Source organism: Belliella alkalica (assembly GCF_022549785.1).
GTDB classification, from domain to species: Bacteria; Bacteroidota; Bacteroidia; order Cytophagales; family Cyclobacteriaceae; genus Belliella; species Belliella alkalica.
Genome location: NZ_JAKZGO010000002.1, coordinates 250390 through 271850 on the forward strand (window position 1 = coordinate 250390; position 21461 = coordinate 271850).

The 21461-nt window shown below is 37.1% G+C and carries 11 protein-coding genes; 9 read left to right on the forward strand and 2 right to left on the reverse strand.

Going from position 1 to position 21461, the window contains the following annotated elements:
- Positions 1-151 precede the first annotated feature (151 nt).
- Positions 152-4237: a hybrid sensor histidine kinase/response regulator transcription factor gene (locus MM213_RS03285; RefSeq protein WP_241410078.1), complete on the reverse strand. Its 4086-nt coding sequence runs from the start codon at positions 4235-4237 to the stop codon at positions 152-154.
- Positions 4238-4433: 196 nt separating this feature from the next.
- Between MM213_RS03285 and MM213_RS03290 the strand changes: the two genes are divergently transcribed.
- The 5 genes from MM213_RS03290 (at position 4434) to MM213_RS03310 (ending at position 14122) form a co-directional block, all read left to right on the forward strand.
- Positions 4434-7526 (forward strand): SusC/RagA family TonB-linked outer membrane protein, encoded by a 3093-nt coding sequence (locus MM213_RS03290; protein WP_241410079.1) that lies wholly within the window; start codon positions 4434-4436, stop codon positions 7524-7526.
- A 12-nt stretch (positions 7527-7538) separates the two neighbouring features.
- Positions 7539-9239: a RagB/SusD family nutrient uptake outer membrane protein gene (locus MM213_RS03295; RefSeq protein ID WP_241410080.1), complete on the forward strand. Its 1701-nt coding sequence runs from the start codon at positions 7539-7541 to the stop codon at positions 9237-9239.
- 59 nt (positions 9240-9298) lie between these two features.
- Complete coding sequence (locus MM213_RS03300) at positions 9299-10885, forward strand: glycoside hydrolase (protein WP_241410081.1); 1587 nt, start codon at positions 9299-9301, stop codon at positions 10883-10885.
- A 7-nt stretch (positions 10886-10892) separates the two neighbouring features.
- Complete coding sequence (locus tag MM213_RS03305) at positions 10893-13310, forward strand: glycoside hydrolase family 2 protein (RefSeq protein WP_241410082.1); 2418 nt, start codon at positions 10893-10895, stop codon at positions 13308-13310.
- A gap of 161 nt (positions 13311-13471) precedes the next feature.
- Positions 13472-14122 carry a carboxypeptidase-like regulatory domain-containing protein gene (locus MM213_RS03310; RefSeq protein ID WP_241410083.1) on the forward strand — a complete coding sequence of 217 codons (651 nt, stop codon included), beginning with the start codon at positions 13472-13474 and terminating at the stop codon, positions 14120-14122.
- Positions 14123-14143: 21 nt separating this feature from the next.
- Here the strand turns inward: MM213_RS03310 and MM213_RS03315 are convergent, their stop codons facing one another.
- Positions 14144-15079 carry a glycoside hydrolase family 5 protein gene (locus MM213_RS03315; protein WP_241410084.1) on the reverse strand — a complete coding sequence of 312 codons (936 nt, stop codon included), beginning with the start codon at positions 15077-15079 and terminating at the stop codon, positions 14144-14146.
- Positions 15080-15461: 382 nt separating this feature from the next.
- On the opposite strand from MM213_RS03315, the gene MM213_RS03320 reads away from it, so the two are divergent.
- Genes MM213_RS03320 through MM213_RS03335 form a run of 4 tightly spaced genes read left to right on the forward strand, consistent with a single transcriptional unit; the run spans position 15462 to position 21456 of the window.
- A complete protein-coding gene (locus MM213_RS03320) occupies positions 15462-16631 on the forward strand; it encodes a sensor histidine kinase (protein WP_241410085.1) in 1170 nt (389 codons plus the stop codon).
- 28 nt (positions 16632-16659) lie between these two features.
- The gene (locus MM213_RS03325) at positions 16660-18720 is read left to right on the forward strand and encodes a cellulose biosynthesis cyclic di-GMP-binding regulatory protein BcsB (RefSeq protein ID WP_241410086.1); all 2061 of its coding nucleotides are present in this window, start codon (positions 16660-16662) and stop codon (positions 18718-18720) included.
- Entirely contained in the window at positions 18707-19552 is an 846-nt protein-coding gene (locus MM213_RS03330) for a transporter family protein (protein WP_241410087.1), read from the forward strand. Before MM213_RS03325 ends, MM213_RS03330 begins: the two co-directional genes overlap by 14 nt.
- Positions 19549-21456, forward strand: a complete 1908-nt coding sequence (locus MM213_RS03335; RefSeq protein ID WP_241410088.1) for a glycosyltransferase family 2 protein — start codon at positions 19549-19551, stop codon at positions 21454-21456. The genes MM213_RS03330 and MM213_RS03335 overlap by 4 nt, the downstream gene beginning before the upstream one ends.
- The last annotated feature ends 5 nt before the right edge of the window (positions 21457-21461 follow it).

A 21461-nucleotide genomic window follows, 5' to 3' on the forward strand; every position in this document is an offset into this window, starting at 1 on the left:
GGGGTGTATTAATACCCCTATTTTTTATATATCTAGTACTTAGTTCAATATTCAGTTCATAAATTCGATTTATGTTTTTTAAACCAATTATTACCCAAAGATGCTTTTTCAGTAGTTATGAAACACATATAATCGAGTTAATTATTAGTAGTTAACCTTTGTATGCTGAAGGTAGAACCCCAAACTGTTCCTTGAACACTTTTCTAAAGTATTTCACATCATTGAATCCAGATTCAAATGCTGCTTGGGAAATGGGAAGCTTTTGGTTGGCAATAAGATTTGCTGCTTTTTTTATTTTTATCATACGGATATAGGTATTGATATTATATCCTGTTATGGCTTTTATTTTTCTAAAAAGAGAAGTTCTACTCATGCCCATTTCCATCACAATAGTTTCTACTTGTGTTTCTTCTTTGCCGATTTGCGCCAAAATGACCCTATCCAACTTAACCAAGAATTTCTTTTCCACAAAGAGAAGATCACTTTGTATAGCGTCCAATGGCTCAGGCTCAGTATTTTTCCCAAGATCAGAAAAATGTTTTCTCAAATTCTGCCTACTTTCGATCAGATTTTGAACTCTAGTTTGTAAAAGAGAACTATTGAAAGGCTTGGTGATGTAGTCGTCAGCACCCTCTACAAAACCGGTTTGCATGGTCTCTACATTGCCTTTTGCTGAAAGGAGGATAATTGGAATATGTGAAGTGATATCATTTTTTTTGAGGGTAGCACAGAGTTCAAGCCCATCTCTCAGTGGCATCATAATGTCCGAAATAATCAGATCTGGAACATGTTTTAGTGCTTTCTGAATCCCGTCTTCACCATCTTGGGCATGGATAAGGTCATATTTTTTTCTAAGTAGGCTATCTAAATAACTGAGGATATCCGTGTTGTCATCAATCAGCAAAATTATAGGTCTTTCCTCTTCTCCATTCACCAAAATTTCCTGATAAGGTGATTCGTGCAATGAAAGGATGGAAGTATCGGCAATAAGTGGTACTTGCCGCTGATCGGATGTCCATTGTTCTGAAGAAGATATAGGAAGGTCTCTAGGGATTTCTACAATAAAAGTCGTTCCTTTTCCCTGCTCGCTAGCCACTTTGATCGCACCATGATGGAGTTCTGTCAAACTTTTTGAAAGTGCCAATCCAATGCCTGTACCTTCTTTTTTAAGCTTGGTTCCAGATTGATAAAACCATTCAAAAATCCGCTTGTTATCCTCAGCTGTGATTCCAGGTCCAGTGTCAGAGACAGAAATGTAAAAGCTTTGCTCGTCAGAATAGAGACTCACCTGGATTTTATCATTGTCCACAGCATGTTTGAGCGCATTGGATAAAAGATTATTGATGATGATTTGTAACTTTTCAAAATCAAACCGTGCTAGCATATTCCTTTCGGAAAGGGAGCAAGTTAATTGAATATGTCTCTTTTTGGCTAGTGGTTGATAATTTTGAACCCATTGCTCCAAGTAAAGCGATAGGTTGTATTCTCCAACAGTCAATTGACTCAATCCTGTCTCTGCCTTTCTAAATTCCAACAAGTTACCAATCAATTGATGTAGATATGCGGCGTTTTTTTGGACAAGTGTAAGCTTATTGAGATGAGTTTTGGATTTAACCTGATTGATGAGATCCTCTATTGGAGCCAAAATCAAGGTCAGTGGAGTTTTTAATTCGTGTGAAAAGCTGGTGAAAAAGCGGATTCTCTCTTCATTGATGTCATGTTCTAGCAAGCGCTGTTGTTTTTCAAGTAAAAGGGAATTTTTGAGCTTCACGCGTTCACTGTAGTATCTCATTACCCCAATTACAATGGCAACAATCAGAAGGAAATACAACAAATAAGCAGGAAAAGTTTTCCAAAACGGTGGAGTGATCGTTAGATTGATTTGGCGTTCCAATTCATATTCATTTCCAATTTTGGCCCTGACTAATAAGCTATATGATCCTGGTGGAATATTGCTCAGGTTAGCAGTACCAGTTCCCTGCACTTGAATCCAATGTTTATGAAAACCTTCAAGTTTGTAGAAATAAGATACATTTTGTGCAAAAGGGAATTTTAACAGAGAAAAATCAAATGAAATAAGTGACTGACGATGGTTGAGCGTCAATGAATTTTTGTTAGAAATTGCCGAGTCAAGATACTCTTCCCCAACTTTCACTTGCTGATTAAAAAGTTTGAAATTCTCAAAAATCAGACTGTAATCGTGTTCTCCAAGATTAATTTTGGTTGGGTTTATTATATTGATACCCTTATTTCCTCCAAAATATAGGTTGCCATCATCTGCCAATGTAACAGCACCGATGTTGAACTCACTTTTTTGCAAATTATCAAAAGTATTGATATGGTCAATATGGTTTGTGAGAGGATTATAATGGCTGATTCCATTGTTGGTTCCTAGCCAAACTATACCTTTATGATCCATTAGCATGCTGTTGATGGTATTATTGCTCATACCATTTTCTTCAGTGAACATCGTTATGGAGTCGTTTGCTGGATTTATCCTGATCAATCCTCCATATCTACTTCCTGCCAATATATCTTGATTTGGAAGTACGGCTATAGTGAAATAAATGTTTTCAGGGAGTTTTTCATACTGACTCGAATGATATTCTTTGAATGTGTCTGTCAATGGGTCAAAACAAATGATTCCTGATCCAAATGTTGCCAACCAAAGCCTTTGTCTAGCATCAAAGGCTATTCCACGGATGTCAATTTTTCCCAAAGTGGCAATGTACTGGAATGTGTCATTTTCTTCATCATAGAGGTACAGCCCCCCTTGGTTGGTACCAACCCAAATTTGCTGTTTGTTATCTTCTGCTATAATCCTAACATCTGATCCGTCTTTAGAACTTCCTTGTAAATACTTCTTGAACTTACCACTAGAAATGTCCATTCGGTTTAAGCCTCTTTGATATGTGCCAACCCATAATCTTTCTTTACTATCTTCTTTCAAAGAGATGATGTAGTTGCTACTGATACTTTCTTTTTGCAAAGGATCATGGTGGTAATTGACAAAATTTCTGTTTTCCGCACTATATCGATCCAATCCACCTCCATCAGTTCCTATCCAAATTCTATTTTTAGCACCCGTAGCAATTGCGCCAATTCTATTGTGAGACAAAGTTTGTTCTGAATTCGGATTTCTTTGGAGCAACTTGATCGGTTCTCCATCCGGATTTACATAATTCACACCCGTGCTGGTTCCTATCCACATGTTTCTTTTCTTGTCCAGTTTTAGGGCTGACACAGTTCTGTTGAAAACACTTGAACCATCTGATTTTGGCAAGAACCAATCGATTTTTGGTGTTTCTTTTTCCAAAAAACCTCGTAACTCTAAGATATTCAAGCCTCCATTTCTTGTGCCAATCCAAATATTTCCTCTTTGATCTTCTTCAAAGCACAAGATGTCAGAGTCAGAAAGTCCTCTCTCTGGAAGTGTTGCCTGGTTAATCTCAAGAGTATCTCCTGCAATGGTAATTACCTTTAGTCCGGACTTGGTGCCTATCCACAGATTTCCATTACCATCAGTATGTAGAGAATTGATTTGACTTGAAGATTTATTGGGTTTGGATTGAAAAACCCGCTGGTTTGATTTGCTTTTGAGATCAATCTTATTCAATCCTGCATCAAAAGTACCAATCCATATTACGGAGTCACCCTGCATTGTGATAGATGAAATCTGATTAGAAGACAAGCTTCTGATATCTTTGGCATCATGGGTCATAGTATGTTCTATTTTTCCATTTTGATCCAAAAACTGGATTCCATATCTGTAAGCTCCCAGGATGATCTTGCCATCTAAATATTCATATACAGAACTGATGCTGTTTGATAACAAACCGTCTTTTTGATTGATAAGATCAAATTTTTCTTTTTCAAGATTATAAATATTGAGCCCTCCATCAGTTGCGATCATCAGTTTCCCATCTTTTTTTAAGGCTATTTGCTGGATGAAATTATTGACTAATGCATTTTCGGAATTCTTTGTTTCTTGTTTGAAATTCAAAAAATGGGTCCCATTATACCGACTTATCCCTTCTATTGTAGCAATCCAAATATATCCCAATTCATCCTGTTCAATGCTATTCACGACATTATGTGCAAGTCCGATTTCCATGTCAAGCAAGTGGAAAGTGAGTTGCTCTTTAGTTCCAATTTGGTTACCATTTGTATTTTGGGCAATCGTATTGAAAGATATGAACAATATAAAAATAGAAGCGAGGAAATAATTGGGATTCATTTGTTGGGTTTTGACAAGGGTACAATATTTTGGATTAATTATGACATTTACAATTGTTGGACGATTTATCCCCCTTTTTTTGTCGATTTATTACCCTTTAAGGATACGTTTTATTCAGAATATTGTAGCTATTCTCAAAGGTCTTCCATTGAGATACTAGTTTTAAAATCAATTTAACGATTTAACCCAAAGTAAGATGAAAAAATATTACTCCCAATGGGTACCATTCGTTGCTATGGTACTATTTTTCGCTTTCCACACTTCGGCTTTTGCGCAGCAATCGACCATCAAAGGGAAAGTTTTCGATGAAAATGGTGAGTCCTTACCAGGAGCCTCTGTTTTGGTAAAAGGGACTACAACCGGTGCAGTTACTGACATTGATGGAAATTTCTCTATCAGTGTAAATGTAACCCCACAGACAGTTTTAAGAGTATCATTTATAGGATACAAGACACAAGAAGTATCATTAGGATCACAAACCGAAATCAACATTACAATGGAGTCGGATATGGATGATCTAAGTGAAGTCGTAGTGGTAGGTTATGGAGAGCAGAAAAAAGTCACCCTGACTGGCTCGGTATCTCAGATCGATGGCAGAGAGTTGACCAAAAGTCCTCAGCCAAACGTATCCAATTCCCTTGCAGGTAGATTTTCAGGTCTCATTGCTTCCAATCGAAGTGGAGAGCCTGGTTATGATGGATCTAGTATCTCGGTACGTGGTCTGGCCACTACAGGCAACAATGATGTGTTAGTCGTAATAGACGGTGTGCCTGGACAAATCGGTGGATTGGAGCGATTGAATCCTGATGATATTGAAAGTGTCTCTGTTTTGAAAGATGCCTCTGCTGCAGTGTATGGTAGTAGGGCAGCCAATGGCGTGATTTTGATCACAACAAAACGTGGAAAAACTGGAAAGCCAGTTGTATCATATAGTTACAACCAAGGTTTCTCTTCGCCTACTCGTCTGCCAAGATTGGCTGATGCAGCTACTTACGGTACTATTCGTAACGAGATAGCTTATTACAATAACAATCAAAATGGTTTGAACCAGGTTTACAGTCCAGAAGAAATAGAATTGTTCAGAAATGGTTCTGACCCTTTGAATTATCCCAATACAAACTGGCAAAGAGAAACACTGCAAAATTTTGCTTTGCAAAATCAACACAATCTAAGTGTAAGAGGTGGGTCTGAAAATGTAAACTATTTTGTTTCCCTTGGACAACTTTCCCAAGATGGACTTTATAAAAATGGAGTTGCAAATTTTAACCAATACAGTTTCCGATCCAACATAGATGCAAACATCAACGAGCGTCTGACAGTAGGACTAGGGTTATCAGGAAGAAAAGAAGCTAGAATGTTTCCAACTGAAGGAGCAGGACATATTTTCAGGTCTATTTACAGGGCTTATCCCACAGTCAATGCATTCTATCCAAATGGTTTGCCTTCTACGGGAATTGAAAATGCTAACCCAGCAATATTGGCTACCGATATGGGTGGTACCAATGACAATCCGAGATATGTATTCAATGGTATCTTGAGAGCAAAATATGAGCTTCCATTCTTAGAAGGACTATCTGTTGATGGTTTTTATTCTGTGGATGAAAGCTCTGATAGATATAGAACATTCAGGGTTCCTTACACTTTGCATAATTACAATAGAAATTCAGACACCTACGATCCTATTCTGATCGGGGGAGGCCCAAACCAACGTCCATCTTTGGATGAGGGGCATACAAATGCGTCGATGATCGTCAGTCATATCAAACTAAATTTCAATCGATCTTTTGGAAATCACTTCATTGATGCCTTTGTAGGGTACGAACAAAGTGAAAACAAATCCCATACTTTTGGCGCAGCAAGGATCAATTTCCCAACTGCTGAAACCCCAGAATTATCCCAAGGTGGATCTGCTGCCACAGATTTTAATAACTGGGGAAACAGCTACAATTTTACTCGTAGAAGCTTTATAAGTAAGCTGAATTACAATTATAATGAGAAATACCTCCTTGAGGTACAAGCGAGGGTAGATGGATCATCTATTTTTCCTAGTGGAAACAGATACGGTTTCTTCCCAGCGGTATCCGCAGGTTATAGAATCTCTGAAGAAGATTGGTTTAGAGATAGAATCAACTTTATGGATGATTTGAAATTTAGGATTTCACATGGTCAATTAGGGAATGATAATGTCGGGCAGTTTCAATTTTATGATAACTACACATTCAACAACCGGTATGTTTTGGGAAATGTAGTGAGACCCGGGATTGATTTGATCCGTTTGGGTAACCCAAATATCACCTGGGAAACTGCAAACAAAACGGATATAGGATTGAATGCTGTTTGGTTGAAAAAATTTACCACGGAATTTATTTATTTCTATGAAGATAGAACGAATATCTTGACTACAAGAAACGCGTCTATCCCTTGGTCTTCTGGAATTGTAAATCCTCATGGTGGAGAGTCTTTGGTACCTTCTGAGAATATTGGCCGAGTAAAAAGCCGCGGAATAGAAACCACTTTAGGATATGAACATCGTGGCAAGGATTTCAGCTTTGGTGCTTCCGGTAATTTTACCTTTGCCAAAAATGAGATTGTATTTATGGATGAAGCAGCTGGTGTTCTGGATTATCAAAGACTGACTGGAAGACCAATGAATAACTATTTGCTTTATAGAGCTATTGGGATTTTTAGATCTGAAGAGCAGTTTGACCAGTTTCCACATGTGCCTGGTTCCCAATTGGGTGATTTGATATATGAAGATATCAATGGAGATGGTGAGATCACTGCCGATGATATGTACAGAACAGAACTGGGAAATATCCCACAAATCACTTTTGGTTTGAACTTGAATGCTTCATACAAAAACTTTGATTTTGCCATGCTGTTTTCTGGTCAGGGAAGGGCAAGACAATATGTTCTACCAGAATCCGGAACTGTAGGAAATTACTATAGCTCTTGGGCTGACAACCGTTGGAGCCCAGATACACCGAATGGAACTTTTCCAAGGGTAAGTGAGCGCTCTTCCACAGCAATCAGTGGAGGTTTGTTTCCAAGTGACTTCTGGCTGCAGGATGTGTCTTTTGTCCGTCTTAAGAATCTTGAGGTAGGATATACAATTCCAAAAACCATTTTGGAAAGATATTCAATTGGTAACCTTAGGGTTTATGCCAATGGTTTCAACTTGCTAACCATCACTAAAGTGAAGGATTTTGATCCAGAAGGCTCTAGCAATAGTGGACAATTCTATCCACAACAGAGAATTATCAATCTAGGTGTCAACATTCAGTTTTAAACCCGAAAAGCCATGAATTCATTGAAAAATCTAAAATTATATATAGTTGTTTTATTCGGTGCTCTTTTCGCTGGATGTAGCGAAGATTACCTCGACATTGCCCCAACAGATAGGGTTTCGGATGCATCTATTCTTTCTGATACCACCTTGTTCGAAGCGTATGTGATCAATAGGTACTTAGGAGTAAGACTTACAGACAAAGAGGGGGACGGTTCAGTACCTGGTTTTGGTAGAGGATTTGAATATGCTCTATGGTCTTCTTTGACAGATGAGTCTATTTACAACAATGATGACAATACCTGGGTAATTCAGCAGGGATTATTGTCCCCAGAGAATACAGGGATAGCTGGTACGCTTTGGGGCAGAAGTTACAGAAGCATCCGTGAATGTAACTATGCCTTGATCAATTTGCCGAACATTACCATGTCAGAATCTGGAAAAGCTAGGTTGAGGGCTGAATTGAAATTTATAAGGGCCTTTAGATATCATGATCTAATCAGAAATTATGGAAGGGTAGTCTTGAGGGGAGACAATGTCTCAATGTTGGGAGATGATTTTACAGATCCTTCATTGTTTGAAAGGGCAAGTATAGAAGAAGGTCTTCAATATGTTTTGACTGAGTTGGATGAAGCAATCGCTGGATTACCAACTCAAAATAGCAATAGTTGGCTTGAAGGTAGAGCTACAAAAGGCGCAGCTATGGCATTGAAATCAAGATTGCTTTTGTATGCAGCAAGCCCACTTTACAACGGAGGTGCTACTGGAAGTGCAGAAAAATGGCAACGTGCAGCCCAAGCGGCTCAAGATGTTATGGATTTAGGTATTTATTCCTTATACCAACAAGGTTACTCCGAAATGTTTATTGCTTCTGAAAGCCATCAAGAGGTGATTTTTGCAAGATTCTATAATCTTAACCAAAGACATACAGCTCTGGAAATTGCCAATGGACCTAATGGCTATGATGCTTGGGGAGGAAATGCTCCACTTCAAAACCTGATAGATGATTACGAAATGCTGGATGGGTCCTCATTTGATTGGGATAATCCTTCGCATGCAGCCAATCCTTACGAGAATAGAGATCCCCGCTTATCCGAAACGATTTTGTATAATGGCTCTCAATACAGAGGTAGGGCAGTAGAGACATTTCTTCCAGGCGGTAGAGACAGCCAAGATGGACCTTCCAACTGGAATACAAGCCGTACTGGCTACTACATGAAGAAGTTCATTGATGAATCTTTGCCAATCCAAAATCCTTGGCAAGTGGCTGGTACCCAAAATTGGCTTTACTTCAGGTATGCAGAGATTCTCTTAAATTATGCTGAGGCAAGAAATGAAGCTTCTGGACCAGACGCATCTGTTTACGAAGCGATCAATAGTATCAGACAAAGAAATGGTGTCAACATGCCGCCTTTGCCAACTGGACTTTCTAAAGATCAAATGAGAGAAAGAATTCAGCATGAAAGACGAATAGAATTGGCATTTGAAGAGCATAGATTCTATGATGTCAGAAGATGGATGATAGCCCAAACTACAGAAAATGAACCAGCTTATGGTATTGAGATCAGAAGGGCTCAAGATGGTACACTGACTTATCAGAGGAAGATCTCTCTTCAAGGTAGAAGGTTTTTAGAAAGACATTACTGGCTACCTATTCCAAGACAAGAAATATTGGCCTCCAACAATGTTTTGGAGCAAAATCCAGGTTATAATTAAATGGCCTCAGCAACCATGGGGGGATTTTTATCCCCCTTTTTCTTTTTAACTTATTGAACATGAAAACAGAAATCATTAAAAATATCAAGACGGCCGTTTTTTTTGGTACAGCTTGGATATTGTTGTCATCTACATCATGTAGTGACAATGAAAACAGGGATCAAAAAAATGACGAGCAGAAAAACATCTCTAGCATCCAAATAGATCCAGAGACAATCTATCAAGAAATAGATCACTTCGGAGCTTCCGATGCTTGGTCAGGACAGTTTGTAGGAAATTGGCCAGAAGCAAAGAAAGCTGCCATAGCAGATCTTCTTTTTAGCCAAGAACTGGATTCGCAAGGTAAACCCAAGGGGATAGGACTTTCATTGTGGAGGTTCAACTTGGGTGCAGGAAGTGCTGAGCAAGGTGCTGAAAGTGGAATTGGAGATTCGTGGAGACGAGCCCCTTCATTTATGGATGCTGAGGGAGATTTCAAAGTGGAAAGGCAAGCTGCCCAAGTTTGGTTTGCAAGAGCTGCCCAAGAAAGGTCGGTAAATCATTTGCTCACTTTCCTCAATAGCCCTCCAGTTTGGTTGACAAGGAATGGGAAAGCATATGCTTCCAATGCCAATGAATCCAACCTCGCAGCAGAGAATTATGAAGCTTTTGCAGAATATATGGCTGCCTCGATCAGAGGCATGGAACAAGAAGGATTGAAAGTTGATTACATAAGTCCTGTCAATGAACCACAATGGGATTGGATTGATGGAGGACAAGAGGGAACCCCATTTTGGAACAATGAAATAGCAGGGATAGTAAAGGCTTTGGATCGGAAATTGGAAGAAAAGGGACTTGATACAAAGATCGATGTAGCCGAAGCTGGACAGATCGAATATCTGTACGAAGAGCATAACCGTCCCGGAAGATCAAATCAGATTTATGATTTTTTCAATGAAGCTTCTGATAATTATATTGGAGCTCTCAAGCATGTCAGCCAAAATATCTCAGGTCATAGTTATTTTACCACCTCGCCTTTTCAGCAAGCAGTAAGTAAAAGAATGCAACTATCACAAGCATTGGGGAGTGCTTCAAATCTGAAATTTTGGATGTCGGAATATTGTATTTTGGGAGACAACGATGGGGAAATCCAAGGCAATGGGAAAGATTTGGGAATGTCTCCTGCTTTATACATGGCAAGGGTAATTCATAATGACCTTGCTGTTGCTCAGGCATCTGCTTGGCACTGGTGGATTGCCATTTCACCATACGATTATAAAGATGGCCTCGTCTATATTTCAAAAACAGAGGCTGATGGAACTTATGAAAGCAGTAAGATGCTCTGGGCTTTGGGTAACTACAGCAGATTTATTAGACCTGGTTTTCAGAGGATAGATGTGAAGATTGATGGAGAATCAACACAAAATCAAAACCTACTATGTTCTGCCTACAAAGATCCGAATTCGGGCGAAATAGTGATTGTAGCAATCAATTCTTCGGTAAATGATGTAAAATTGGATTTGAAAAACAGTCAACTTGGCGCAACAATGGATTTGACTGGTTATCTGACAGATCAAGAAAATGATTTGAAACCCATGGATTTAGTCAATGGAGAGCATATAGTTATTCCCGCTCGTTCAGTAATCACATTAATCACCACTAAATAGCAATAAAATGACCCCAAAAAACCACCTTTATTCCTTCTTAATATTTGTATTGTATTTGTGCAATGTAAGTGTTCTTTCAGCACAACAGCAGGACAAAATTTTGTTCAATGAAGATTGGCAATTCCAGTTGGTAGATACCAATTGGGAGGGGGTACAATCGATAGAAAATGGCTGGAGGCAATTGGATCTTCCACATGATTGGAGTATAGAAGGGCCTTTCAGTTCTGAGTGGGCAAGTGGAACGGGATTTCTTCCAGCTGGGATAGCTTGGTACAAAAAAGATTTTAGCATAGACAATTTCGATAAAGAAAAAGTTTATTCCATCTATTTTGATGGGGTTTACAAAAACAGCGAAGTTTGGATCAATGGTCAATATTTGGGTAAAAGGCCTTTTGGCTTTATACCTTTTCAATATGATTTGACATCTTTTTTGAAGGAGGGAAACAATACTATTTACGTAAAAGTTGACCACAAGAATTTTGCCGATGCGAGATACTACACTGGATCGGGTATTTACAGAAATGTGTATATGATTACATCAAACCAAATCCATTTTTCCCAATGGGGCGTATTTTTTCATACTCCAGAAGTAAATGCCTCATCTGCTAAAGCAGTTATAGAGATCGAGATTGATCAAAACGAAAGACCAACTGCGGAACTTCAAATAAAAGCAATAATAAAAGATAAAAAAGGGAAAAAAGTAGGCGAAAGAAAGCAGGATTTTGTTGCAAGAAAGGGGAAGTCAAATCCAGAAAAGTTGGAATTGACAATATCCAATCCACAGCTTTGGTCTCCTGACTATCCATATTTGTATGATTTGGAAGTTGAACTTTGGGATGGAAAGGAAAAAGTAGATAGCTGGAAAGAAAAAGTTGGAGTTCGGGCTTTTGAGTTTGATGCAAACAAAGGATTTTTCCTAAATGGAGAATCCATGTTACTCAAAGGTGTGTGTATTCATCATGATGCAGGAGGTTTTGGTGCCGCAGTACCTGAGGAAGTTTGGAGGAAAAGACTTGAAACTTTGAAAGAATTGGGAAGTAATGCTATCAGAATGAGTCATTATCCACACCAGGATTACATCTATGAACTTTGTGATGAAATGGGTTTTTTGGTTCAAGATGAGGCATTTGATGAGTGGGAGATCGGGAAAAACAAATGGATAGAAGGATGGAATGCAGGTACTCCAGGAAATGATAGGCATCATGATGCATTCGAGGAATGGGCAGAAAGGGATGTGGAAGATATGGTAAGAAGAAACCGAAATAGACCTTCTATTATCATGTGGAGTATTGGAAATGAGATTGATTACCCCAATGATCCTTACAGTCATCCAGTTTTGGATGAAGGGAGAAATCCACAGATTTATGGGAAAGGTTACCAACCTGACAATCCTGATGCTTCCAATTTGGGACGTATTTCTGAAAAGTTGGCAAAAGCTGTGAAAAAATGGGATACTTCTCGCCCTGTCACAGCAGCATTGGCAGGAGTCGCAATGTCAAATCATACAGACTATCCCTCTAATTTGGATATAGTCGGATACAATTATCAGGAATATAGGTACGAAGAAGACCACAAGCAATATCCCGAAAGAGTTATCTATGGAAGTGAAAATGGAGATGCCCTAGAGGCTTGGCTTGCTGTATCTGAGAATGATTATATATCATCACAATTTTTGTGGACAGCATTTGACTTTATAGGTGAAGCAAGGCCTTGGCCATCAAGAAGTAGTGGTGCGGGGATCATTGACCTAGCTGGTAACCCGAAGCCTGATTTTTATTTCAGACAAAGTCTGTGGTCGGACAAACCGATGGTCTATTTAGGAGTTACGGACAGTGAAAGGCAAGTCCTGCGGAGGGCTGGTATTTCAAATACATGGAATGGAAAAACCGGTGAATCTCGTTGGGTTACTGTTTATTCGAATGCTGATGAAGTAGAGCTTTTCCTAAATGATCGTTCATTGGGCAAAAAGAAGGTCGAATATAGTCTGGAAGAAATGATCGGTTGGGAAGTGCCTTTTGAACAGGGTAAACTCAATGCAATAGCATACAATAATGGAAAGCAAGTAGCAAATTATGTGCTTAATTCACCGGGTTCTTTAAGTTCAATTGCAGGTGAATTGTCAAAATCTACTTTTTCTAAGAAAGGAGAAATTATTGAGTTGAATCTTATTTTAACAGATGACAAAGGAAACTTGATCCAAGACGATGATTTGGAATTGACTGTTGAAATTGATGGTTCAGCAGAAGTTATGGTGATGGAAAGTGGTGATTTGTCAAGTCATGAACCTTATCACTCTTCAACGAGGAAGACTTACCAAGGGCGTTTGAAAGCTTACATCAGAACTTTGGAAGACAAAGGAGACTTGAAATTTGTAGTCAAGTCCTCAAGTTTGCCTGAGAAATCATTTACTGTAAAGTCTAAGTAGTCGAACAGTATTGATTTGCATAGTAATAATGTATGATCTAAATTTTTCTTAAACTATTGTTAATTCTCTTATTATAAGTTAAAACCACCTTTGATCTCTAAGAATCATAGCAGCTTTATGTGTGATTTTACCCAAATTCAAAAAATCAATTTTGTGAATTTATGTGGTATAGTTGTTTATGTATCTTGGCAGTTTTTGGTTTTTCCGGTAAAAAAGAAGTGACATGGAAAGGGAAAGTATTGGATGGTACCACTGGTCTGCCGATCGAAAATGTGCATGTGTTTTATAAAAACGATCAGAACGTCACCAATGCAGAGGGTCGTTTTGAATTGGTTTTACAAGCTGATGAAAAAGTCACATTTAGTCACATAAGTTATGAAGTAAACAAGGTCTCTGTGTCTTTAAAGGCCTTGCCTGATATAATTTACCTTTTCCCTAAAGAGAGCGAACTTGATGAAGTAGAAGTCAGGCCATTTCCGACAGAGAGTGAGTTCAAAGAACTTATGCTTTCCAAACCTTACGTCCCAAGTAAATTGGAAGTGAATTTGAGAAAGAATACCTCAGTCATGAAATCAGTTTATATGTATATTCCCACAGAAGGAAAGGGTGGGTTTAGTCAATTTATGGAAAGAGTAATTCCTAACGGAGCAGGGGGAGTCACCTTTTTTAAATCAAGCGGTGGAGGGATATTGCAATTATTCAGGGAGTTGAAGCAGGATTATGAAGTGCCAAATCCTGTTTTCCAAGAAGTGGACTCTGCCAAGGTTGATATGATTTATAAGTCTAAATATAAGTTTTTGAGGAGGAATTAATTTCTTTCTATACCGAATTCATCAAAATAACAACCCCCTAACCCCAAAATTCCCATCCCATTCCCAAACAAATCCTTTGATGTTATAGGTATTGAGTACTTCTTTTACTTCTTTCAAATATGCGATTCTGGATTCTTCTTCAGCATTATCTGTTACTCCAAACTCTGTACACCAGAGCTCTACCTGATTGATTTTTGCCCATTCGGCTATTTGGGATATTTTATCATTTATCGCAATTTTATTGCCAGTATATTGATAGTCTCGAAGATTGATTTCTCCTTCGGTTCCTCTAGCCTTTTTTGATAATTTAGGCATTTCATTTTCCTGATAAGGGTATGGAATACCTATTGTAGAATTTTGCGCACCAGTCCATTCTGTACCTTGGTGTGTGAAAATGTACGGTTCATAATAATGAAAAGTGTAAATTAATTTGTTATACACAAAGGGACGTGTTCTACTCAGTTCGAATAAACTATTGTAGTTGGTCGCACCTAATATGATTGGGATATCAAAATCTACTTTCCGAACCTTTGATATTATTTTTGGAGCGATACTTTCCCAAACCTGAGGGCTGATATTTGGTTCATTTACAATTTCTAAGTAGACATGATTTGTTCCACTTCCAATAGCTGACAAAACCTTCAACCAATTTTTAGAAATCTCCTTGGTTTTTTTCTTTGCATTTTTGTCATCTAGATCATGACCGAAGTATGCCAACACTAAAGTGATGCCGTTGGATTCGGTGTAATCAATTATTTTGCGTAGCTCCGATAAAAAACACTTTTCGTTTTCTAAATAATGATTGAAAGCTACAGGCAGTCGAACAGATTCATAGTCATTATCGATCAAAATCTTAATGTCTTCTATGATTTCAGATGATAAAAAGTTTTGTTTTTCCCAAACTCTTTCTTTTCCTGTTAGATTTATTCCACTTGATATTTCTTGTGAAAAACACATCCTATTTCCATTTAACATAGTGAAAAACAAAAAAGATAATATATACAGATTTTTTTTAGACATGATTAGAGTTTCCAACTAATATTTAATTATTAAATAAGACTTTTTATGAAATTATTAAAAAAAATTGGTGATTTGTTTCTTTAAAATTATTTTTTTCAGAGAAAAATATTGACATATTTGTGCCGTTACCTTTAGCGCTATGTTAATAGATTTACCTACATCAAATGAGAAAGTCCCACCTTTAAATCTGAGTTATCAACTTGAAAGAAAGACATGGGATGCTGCCAATTACATTTATTGGAGCATAGTGTGCATTGTTTTAATGTTGTTTATTTTAGACTTCTTTTTACTTAAGGAAATATGGAAAACTACCTTTTACTTGAAGGTAGCTTTTGTTTCATTTAGTTTCTTAGCCTACGCAATATTAAGGCCAATCCTCAAGAATCCTGAATGGTTGATGTTTGGAATTTTGGCTTTATTCTCAGTTTACATTTTTAACATTATACATTTATCTACGGGTTTCTATGTGACTTTTTACTTTATTTTATTGGCAATAGTTACAGGTGCAGGTAATTTCCTAGCACTATGGCGTTCAAAATTCGGCATCTTTCTTTTTCTTTATAATACAGGATTATTTTTATTGTTTCAATATCAAGAAAGTTTCCAAAGTTTAAATGATAAATTGAGTCTAGGTGGCTATGCGTACTTTATGGTGCTAGTGGTTACATCATTCATACCTGATGCAAGAAAAAGAAACTACCTGGTAAATATCATTCGGGAAGAAAAGAAGAATTTGGTCATGCAGCGCCTAAATGAAGATCTTATAAATGCAAATCTTCAGCTTACTGAATTGAAACAAATCTCAAAAATTCATCAGGAAAAAGAAAAACTGGTACTTCATGATCTGAAAAACAAGATCAATAACATTATAGGGTTATCAGATTTGATAGATGATCATGCAGCACAGCCACAAGAAGAAACTCAAGAATACAATCACCTACTCAAGGAGGTAAGTCTTGACCTTTTGAAATATGCCAATAATATTTTTACTGATGATTCATTGGTTTCTGGAAGTCCGCTTAAAATTCAAATTGAACCTATTATGCTTCATTCATGTATCAAGCGAACTATTAATGAATTAAAACTCAAAGCGGAGAACAAAAATATAAATTTAGAGATTGGAGAAAGTGATCTCAAAACCAGAGTCATAGCAGATTTTCTTGTTTTTAAAAACAGTCTTGAAAATATTTTCAACTACCTCATAAACTGGTCATCCAATGATAGTAAAATTATCATTAGATGGTTTAGTCACAAAGAAAAAATCCGCATCGAACTAGCGGCACCGTATGCAAAAATGCAGGCTAGCGATCTTAATAGGATTTTTAAACCTTTAGAAAATTTCGAAAATCAAACAAGTATATCTCCACCTCAGGGAATGGGCTTACAAATAGCAAGAAATATGACAGAACAGATGGGGGGATACTTTAAATACCAAGCAAGCTTAGAAAAGGGTGTGGTTTTCAAACTTGAGTTTCCTGCTGCTTTATAAATTCATTGTTTTAATCAAGTATCATTGTATGAAGAAATTATATACGGTAACAGTCATAAAGAGTATTTTACTTGTTTTTTTTGCATTATATGGCAATCAAGTTCTTGGGGATACCCAAGGTTTCAATGATTTTGGTTATCCAAAACAAACTATGGCATTAGGGCCAAAAAATAGCTCTATATTTTTCTTTAAACAAAGAAATGATTTGCAACACGAGGGGAGCTTTGTACATATTGAATTGGTCGGATCAAAAGCCTTGGACAAAGACAAAAGTAAGATTTTGTTTTTCATCAATGATTTGCCGGTGTTAAGTAGCTCTTTAGACGTTTTGAATGATACTTTGAAAGTTGATTTACCTCTTAGAACCGAAGATTTTGAATCAGGTTATTTGAAGCTTGAAATAAAATCTGATCTATTCAAATCAAATGATGAATGTAGAGATTTTAGCGATCCTGATTATTGGCTGAAGATCACTTCACGTTCTCATCTCTACACTAATTTGCTAAGTCAATTTAGTATAGACAAAAAAACAAAGACGCTTGATGAGTTGATTCCGGATATGGAAAAGTTGGTCATTCCAAGAACCAGTGACCTTAAGCTCTCACAGTTTGCCTCTTATTTACACTTTTTGTATATGAATAGGTTCGGTGTAGATTTGGCTGTTTCCTATTTAGATGAGATTTCTTTAGACTCTCTTGATCGTGCACTCATTGTTGGCGTTTGGGACAAGCTTCCTAATGATTTGAGGCAGGATGTTCAAGTCATGAATGGCCAAGGTGATCTTAAGATATTGAATAAAGAAGTAACTGATTCATTGACCAACTTTCAGTACTATACCTCTAATATTGTCCTAACTTCTAGAGATTTTGATGGAATTGAAAAAGTAGTTCAGTTTTTATTCGACAAGGATCTTCTCAAAAGCACTTTTTCAGAACATTTGAAAGTTAATCAATCTCTCACTACTGAAGTGGACTTCAAATATATATTGAAACCTGAATTTCTTTTGGAAGAACTTGGACTTCAAGAAGAAATGATTTACGGGTCATGTAGGATTGTAAAAAACATTCAATTGCCACGTTTTCTTACAAATAATGATTTAAAACTACTTTCTTTTCAACTTAAAGTAAATCATAAGCCTGTTAGAAAAGGTGAGGAAGGTTATATCAATATTTATCTCAACAATAGTTTGCTTCAGACATATGCTATGGACGAGTCAGGCATAGTTGATAAGTTGATTCGCGTAAAAAGTAAGCCAATCAGAGCAGGGAGCTATTTTTCAGTAGAATATGTATACCTATCAGAAGGGAAATGTTGTGGTGAAACTGGTTCGGAATTTTTTGCCCAGATAGATCCTAGGGAATCAAAAATTAAGATAGAGTCAACAAAGAATCTTCAGCCAATTTTCTCTGCTTTTCCTGAGAACTTTTCTGGAAATAGAGTTCAAGTGCTAACCGATATCCAAATTACTAAGAATGAAATCCCTGCTATGTCTAATTTGATCAATCAGATAAACATCCAATCAAATTTACAGGATATGGTCTATCTGCCTGAGTTTTTATCTCTCAATGATTCCTCTTTCCAAAATACAAACAGGAGCAATATCATTCTTATTACTCACCAACCGCAGAAGTATAATGTATTATTTGAAGATAATCAATTCATTAAGTTTTATAAGGATAGTATATCCTATCAATCAGATGAACTTGAGACTTTTTTCACTGTGAATTACAATAAGGATTTGACTTATGCGCAGATTTTCAAAAGAAGTCAAAAGATGATCTTGATGATAGCCCATCTATCTGATGATTCAAGATCGTTATTCAATGTCATTAAGGGGATTCATGATCCATACCTCACCAATTCAGGGAATGTGCTTTTGGCAAATGATCAGCATTATTACTTTTTTGATTTGAGAGATAAAGTATCAAGTGATCAAAAGTCTGAGAAAAAGGAGATATTTGAATCCTTTTGGGATCAGTATAAGCTATTCATAATTATTATGCTATTGGCTTTAATCGTCGTGCTGCTAACTTATATTTTCAGAAAATCAGAATTGGCCAAAACTCAAATAGAAGATGCTAGGAAATAGAAAATTCAACTTTCTTATATTGGTTTTTGTCTTTTTGTCATCGACGTCTTTTGCACAAAATCCTTGGCAACAAGACAAAGGGGAATTTCTTTTGTCACCTTACTTGAGCCATTACAGTGCTACAGCTTTTCGTAATAGAGACGGAGATAAAATAGACTTTGAAAATCAGGGACAATTTGTCAATTACAACCCTAGGATATATTTCAGCTTGCCACTCAATGGTTACAAAGTCAATTTGTTTGGATCCCTACCTTGGTTTTTCAATCAATATGAGGATGATAATTTGAGACAACAAAATCGTGACTTGGGAGATATTGAACTTGGCGCAAGGTTTCATTTGGGAAAAGTGAAAATGCATTACTTGATGGCGAGTGTCACCACATTTATTCCTGCATATAACAACAACCAATTGCCTTATACTGGTTTTGGGAGGTTCGGAATGGAAGGTAGGATGATTTTGAGTGGGAACTCACCTTGGATAGGAGAGAGTAATAATTTTCACAAAATAGAACTTGGCTACAGGTATTTCTTCCCAAGTGATCCAGGTCAGATTCGTGTTTTTTCATCGAAAGGAATTCGAATAATTGACAAGTTTGTCCTTTTGGGAGAGATAGATGCTATATTTTCTTTTAGCAATGACAGTGATTTTTTTGAAAACAACTTACAGTTGGTCTCGGATTTTTCAGTGATCAAAGCGACTGCGAATATTGGGTATGAATTTACTCCGAAATTCTCTCTCTATGGAGGTTTGTTTCATGATGTTTTGAACAGAAACTCGGGTATAGGCAGTGGATTTCAAATATTTTCTGTAATCAGATTCGATAAAAAATGATGGAAAATCGGGAGTATTACAGAAAATCGCTTTTCCAAGAAAAGGGAAAATTAAGCCAAAAAAAGATCTATAGAGTAGAAGAGCTTGAGAAAAGTCTCAATAAAAGCTTTCTCAGGATTGTATTGAACTATGGCTATTTGAGTAGAAGGGCTTGGAAAAATATTCTGCTAGAAGAAGGGATTGAACTTTACAATTTCGATTTTGACAACTTGGTTCAGATTCCTAAGCAAGAAATCATCAAGGAGAATCTACATAAATTTCTTGATGCATTGGCTTTCCCTTTGGTTCAGACTGAGGATTATTTGGAGATAGTCATCGCTGATCCTTCTGATAGTATTAATATCAATCAGGTTGAAGGGATTTTGGGACAAAAAGTCGATAAATTCCATGTAGCCGAAGATATGGATATTCTAAAAGCACTCCATATCACATATGGGCTTGATTATCTTGACAAGGCTGTTTTTGGGATTTATGACAGCGATCGTGAAAGTTGTGCCATCGAGACATTTACCAAACCTCAGCTAATTGCCATTGGATTGACACTAGCTGTTGGGGTCTTGTTTTTTTATTTTTTTCCAATCAATACAGCTATTACACTCAACTTGATTTTGAATTTTCTGCTGTTTTTTTCCATTAGTTTTAAGTTTCTCTTGACCTTGTATGGTTCCAAGATGGAGACTGCACGGAAAATATCAAAAGCCGAATTGGATGCGATCGATGATGATGAATTGCCATTTTATACGATTCTGTTGCCTGTATTCAAAGAGTCAGAAGTCATTCACAAATTGGTATGGAATCTGAAAAACCTGGATTATCCACTTGAGAAACTTGACATCAAACTTCTGATAGAGTCTGATGATGCAATGACCTACAATGCTGTAAAGGAAATGGATTTCCCTTGTGTTTTCGAACCTTTGATCATTCCCTATGCACAGCCAAAGACAAAACCCAAAGCCTGTAACTATGGGCTGTATTTCAGTAAGGGGAAATACCTGACCATATATGATGCTGAGGATATCCCTGACAACAATCAGTTGAAAATGGTTTATGCTCTTTTCAAAAAAATCTCAGACCAGTATGTGGTCGTGCAATGTGCCTTGAACTATTTCAACAAAAAGGAGAATTTGCTGACGAGGCTTTTCACTTTGGAATACTCTTATTGGTTTGACTACATGCTTCCTGGATTGGATAATCTTGACGTACCGATTCCATTGGGAGGGACGAGCAATCACTTTAGGTTTGATAAATTAATGGAACTGGGCGGATGGGATGGATTCAATGTGACTGAGGATGCTGACTTGGGACTTCGGGCTTATGCAAAATCCTATAAAGTAACAGTTTTGGACTCCACCACTTTGGAGGAGGCAAACAATGATTTTTTCAATTGGATCAGACAGCGGTCAAGGTGGATCAAAGGTTACATGCAAACGTACTTGGTTCACATGCGAAATCCGATCAAACTGTACAAAAAGATCGGTTTGAAAGGTTTCTTTGGCTTTCAATTTTTCATTGGAGGTACGTTCTTTACATTTCTTGTTTATCCTATTTTATTGACCTTTTTGGTTTTTATTCTTTTTCTTCATACTGGTTGGTTGAATTATATAGTGTTTTGGAATGATGGTGATATAAGTCAAGGGCTACTAGATTCCATTTCTATTTTTTTTCCAGATTGGCTTGTAGTTGTAGCAATTTTCAATTTTACTGTTGGAAATCTGATGATGATCTATGTCAACATGATAGCAGTATTCAGAAGGCGATCTTACCCTTTGATTTTGTATGCATTGGTCAATCCGTTCTATTGGTTGATGCATTCCATTTCTGCCTACAAGGGATTAATTCAATTGATCACAAAGCCATTCTATTGGGAGAAAACCAATCACGGCTTAACTAAAGGGTCTAAATAAGGTTG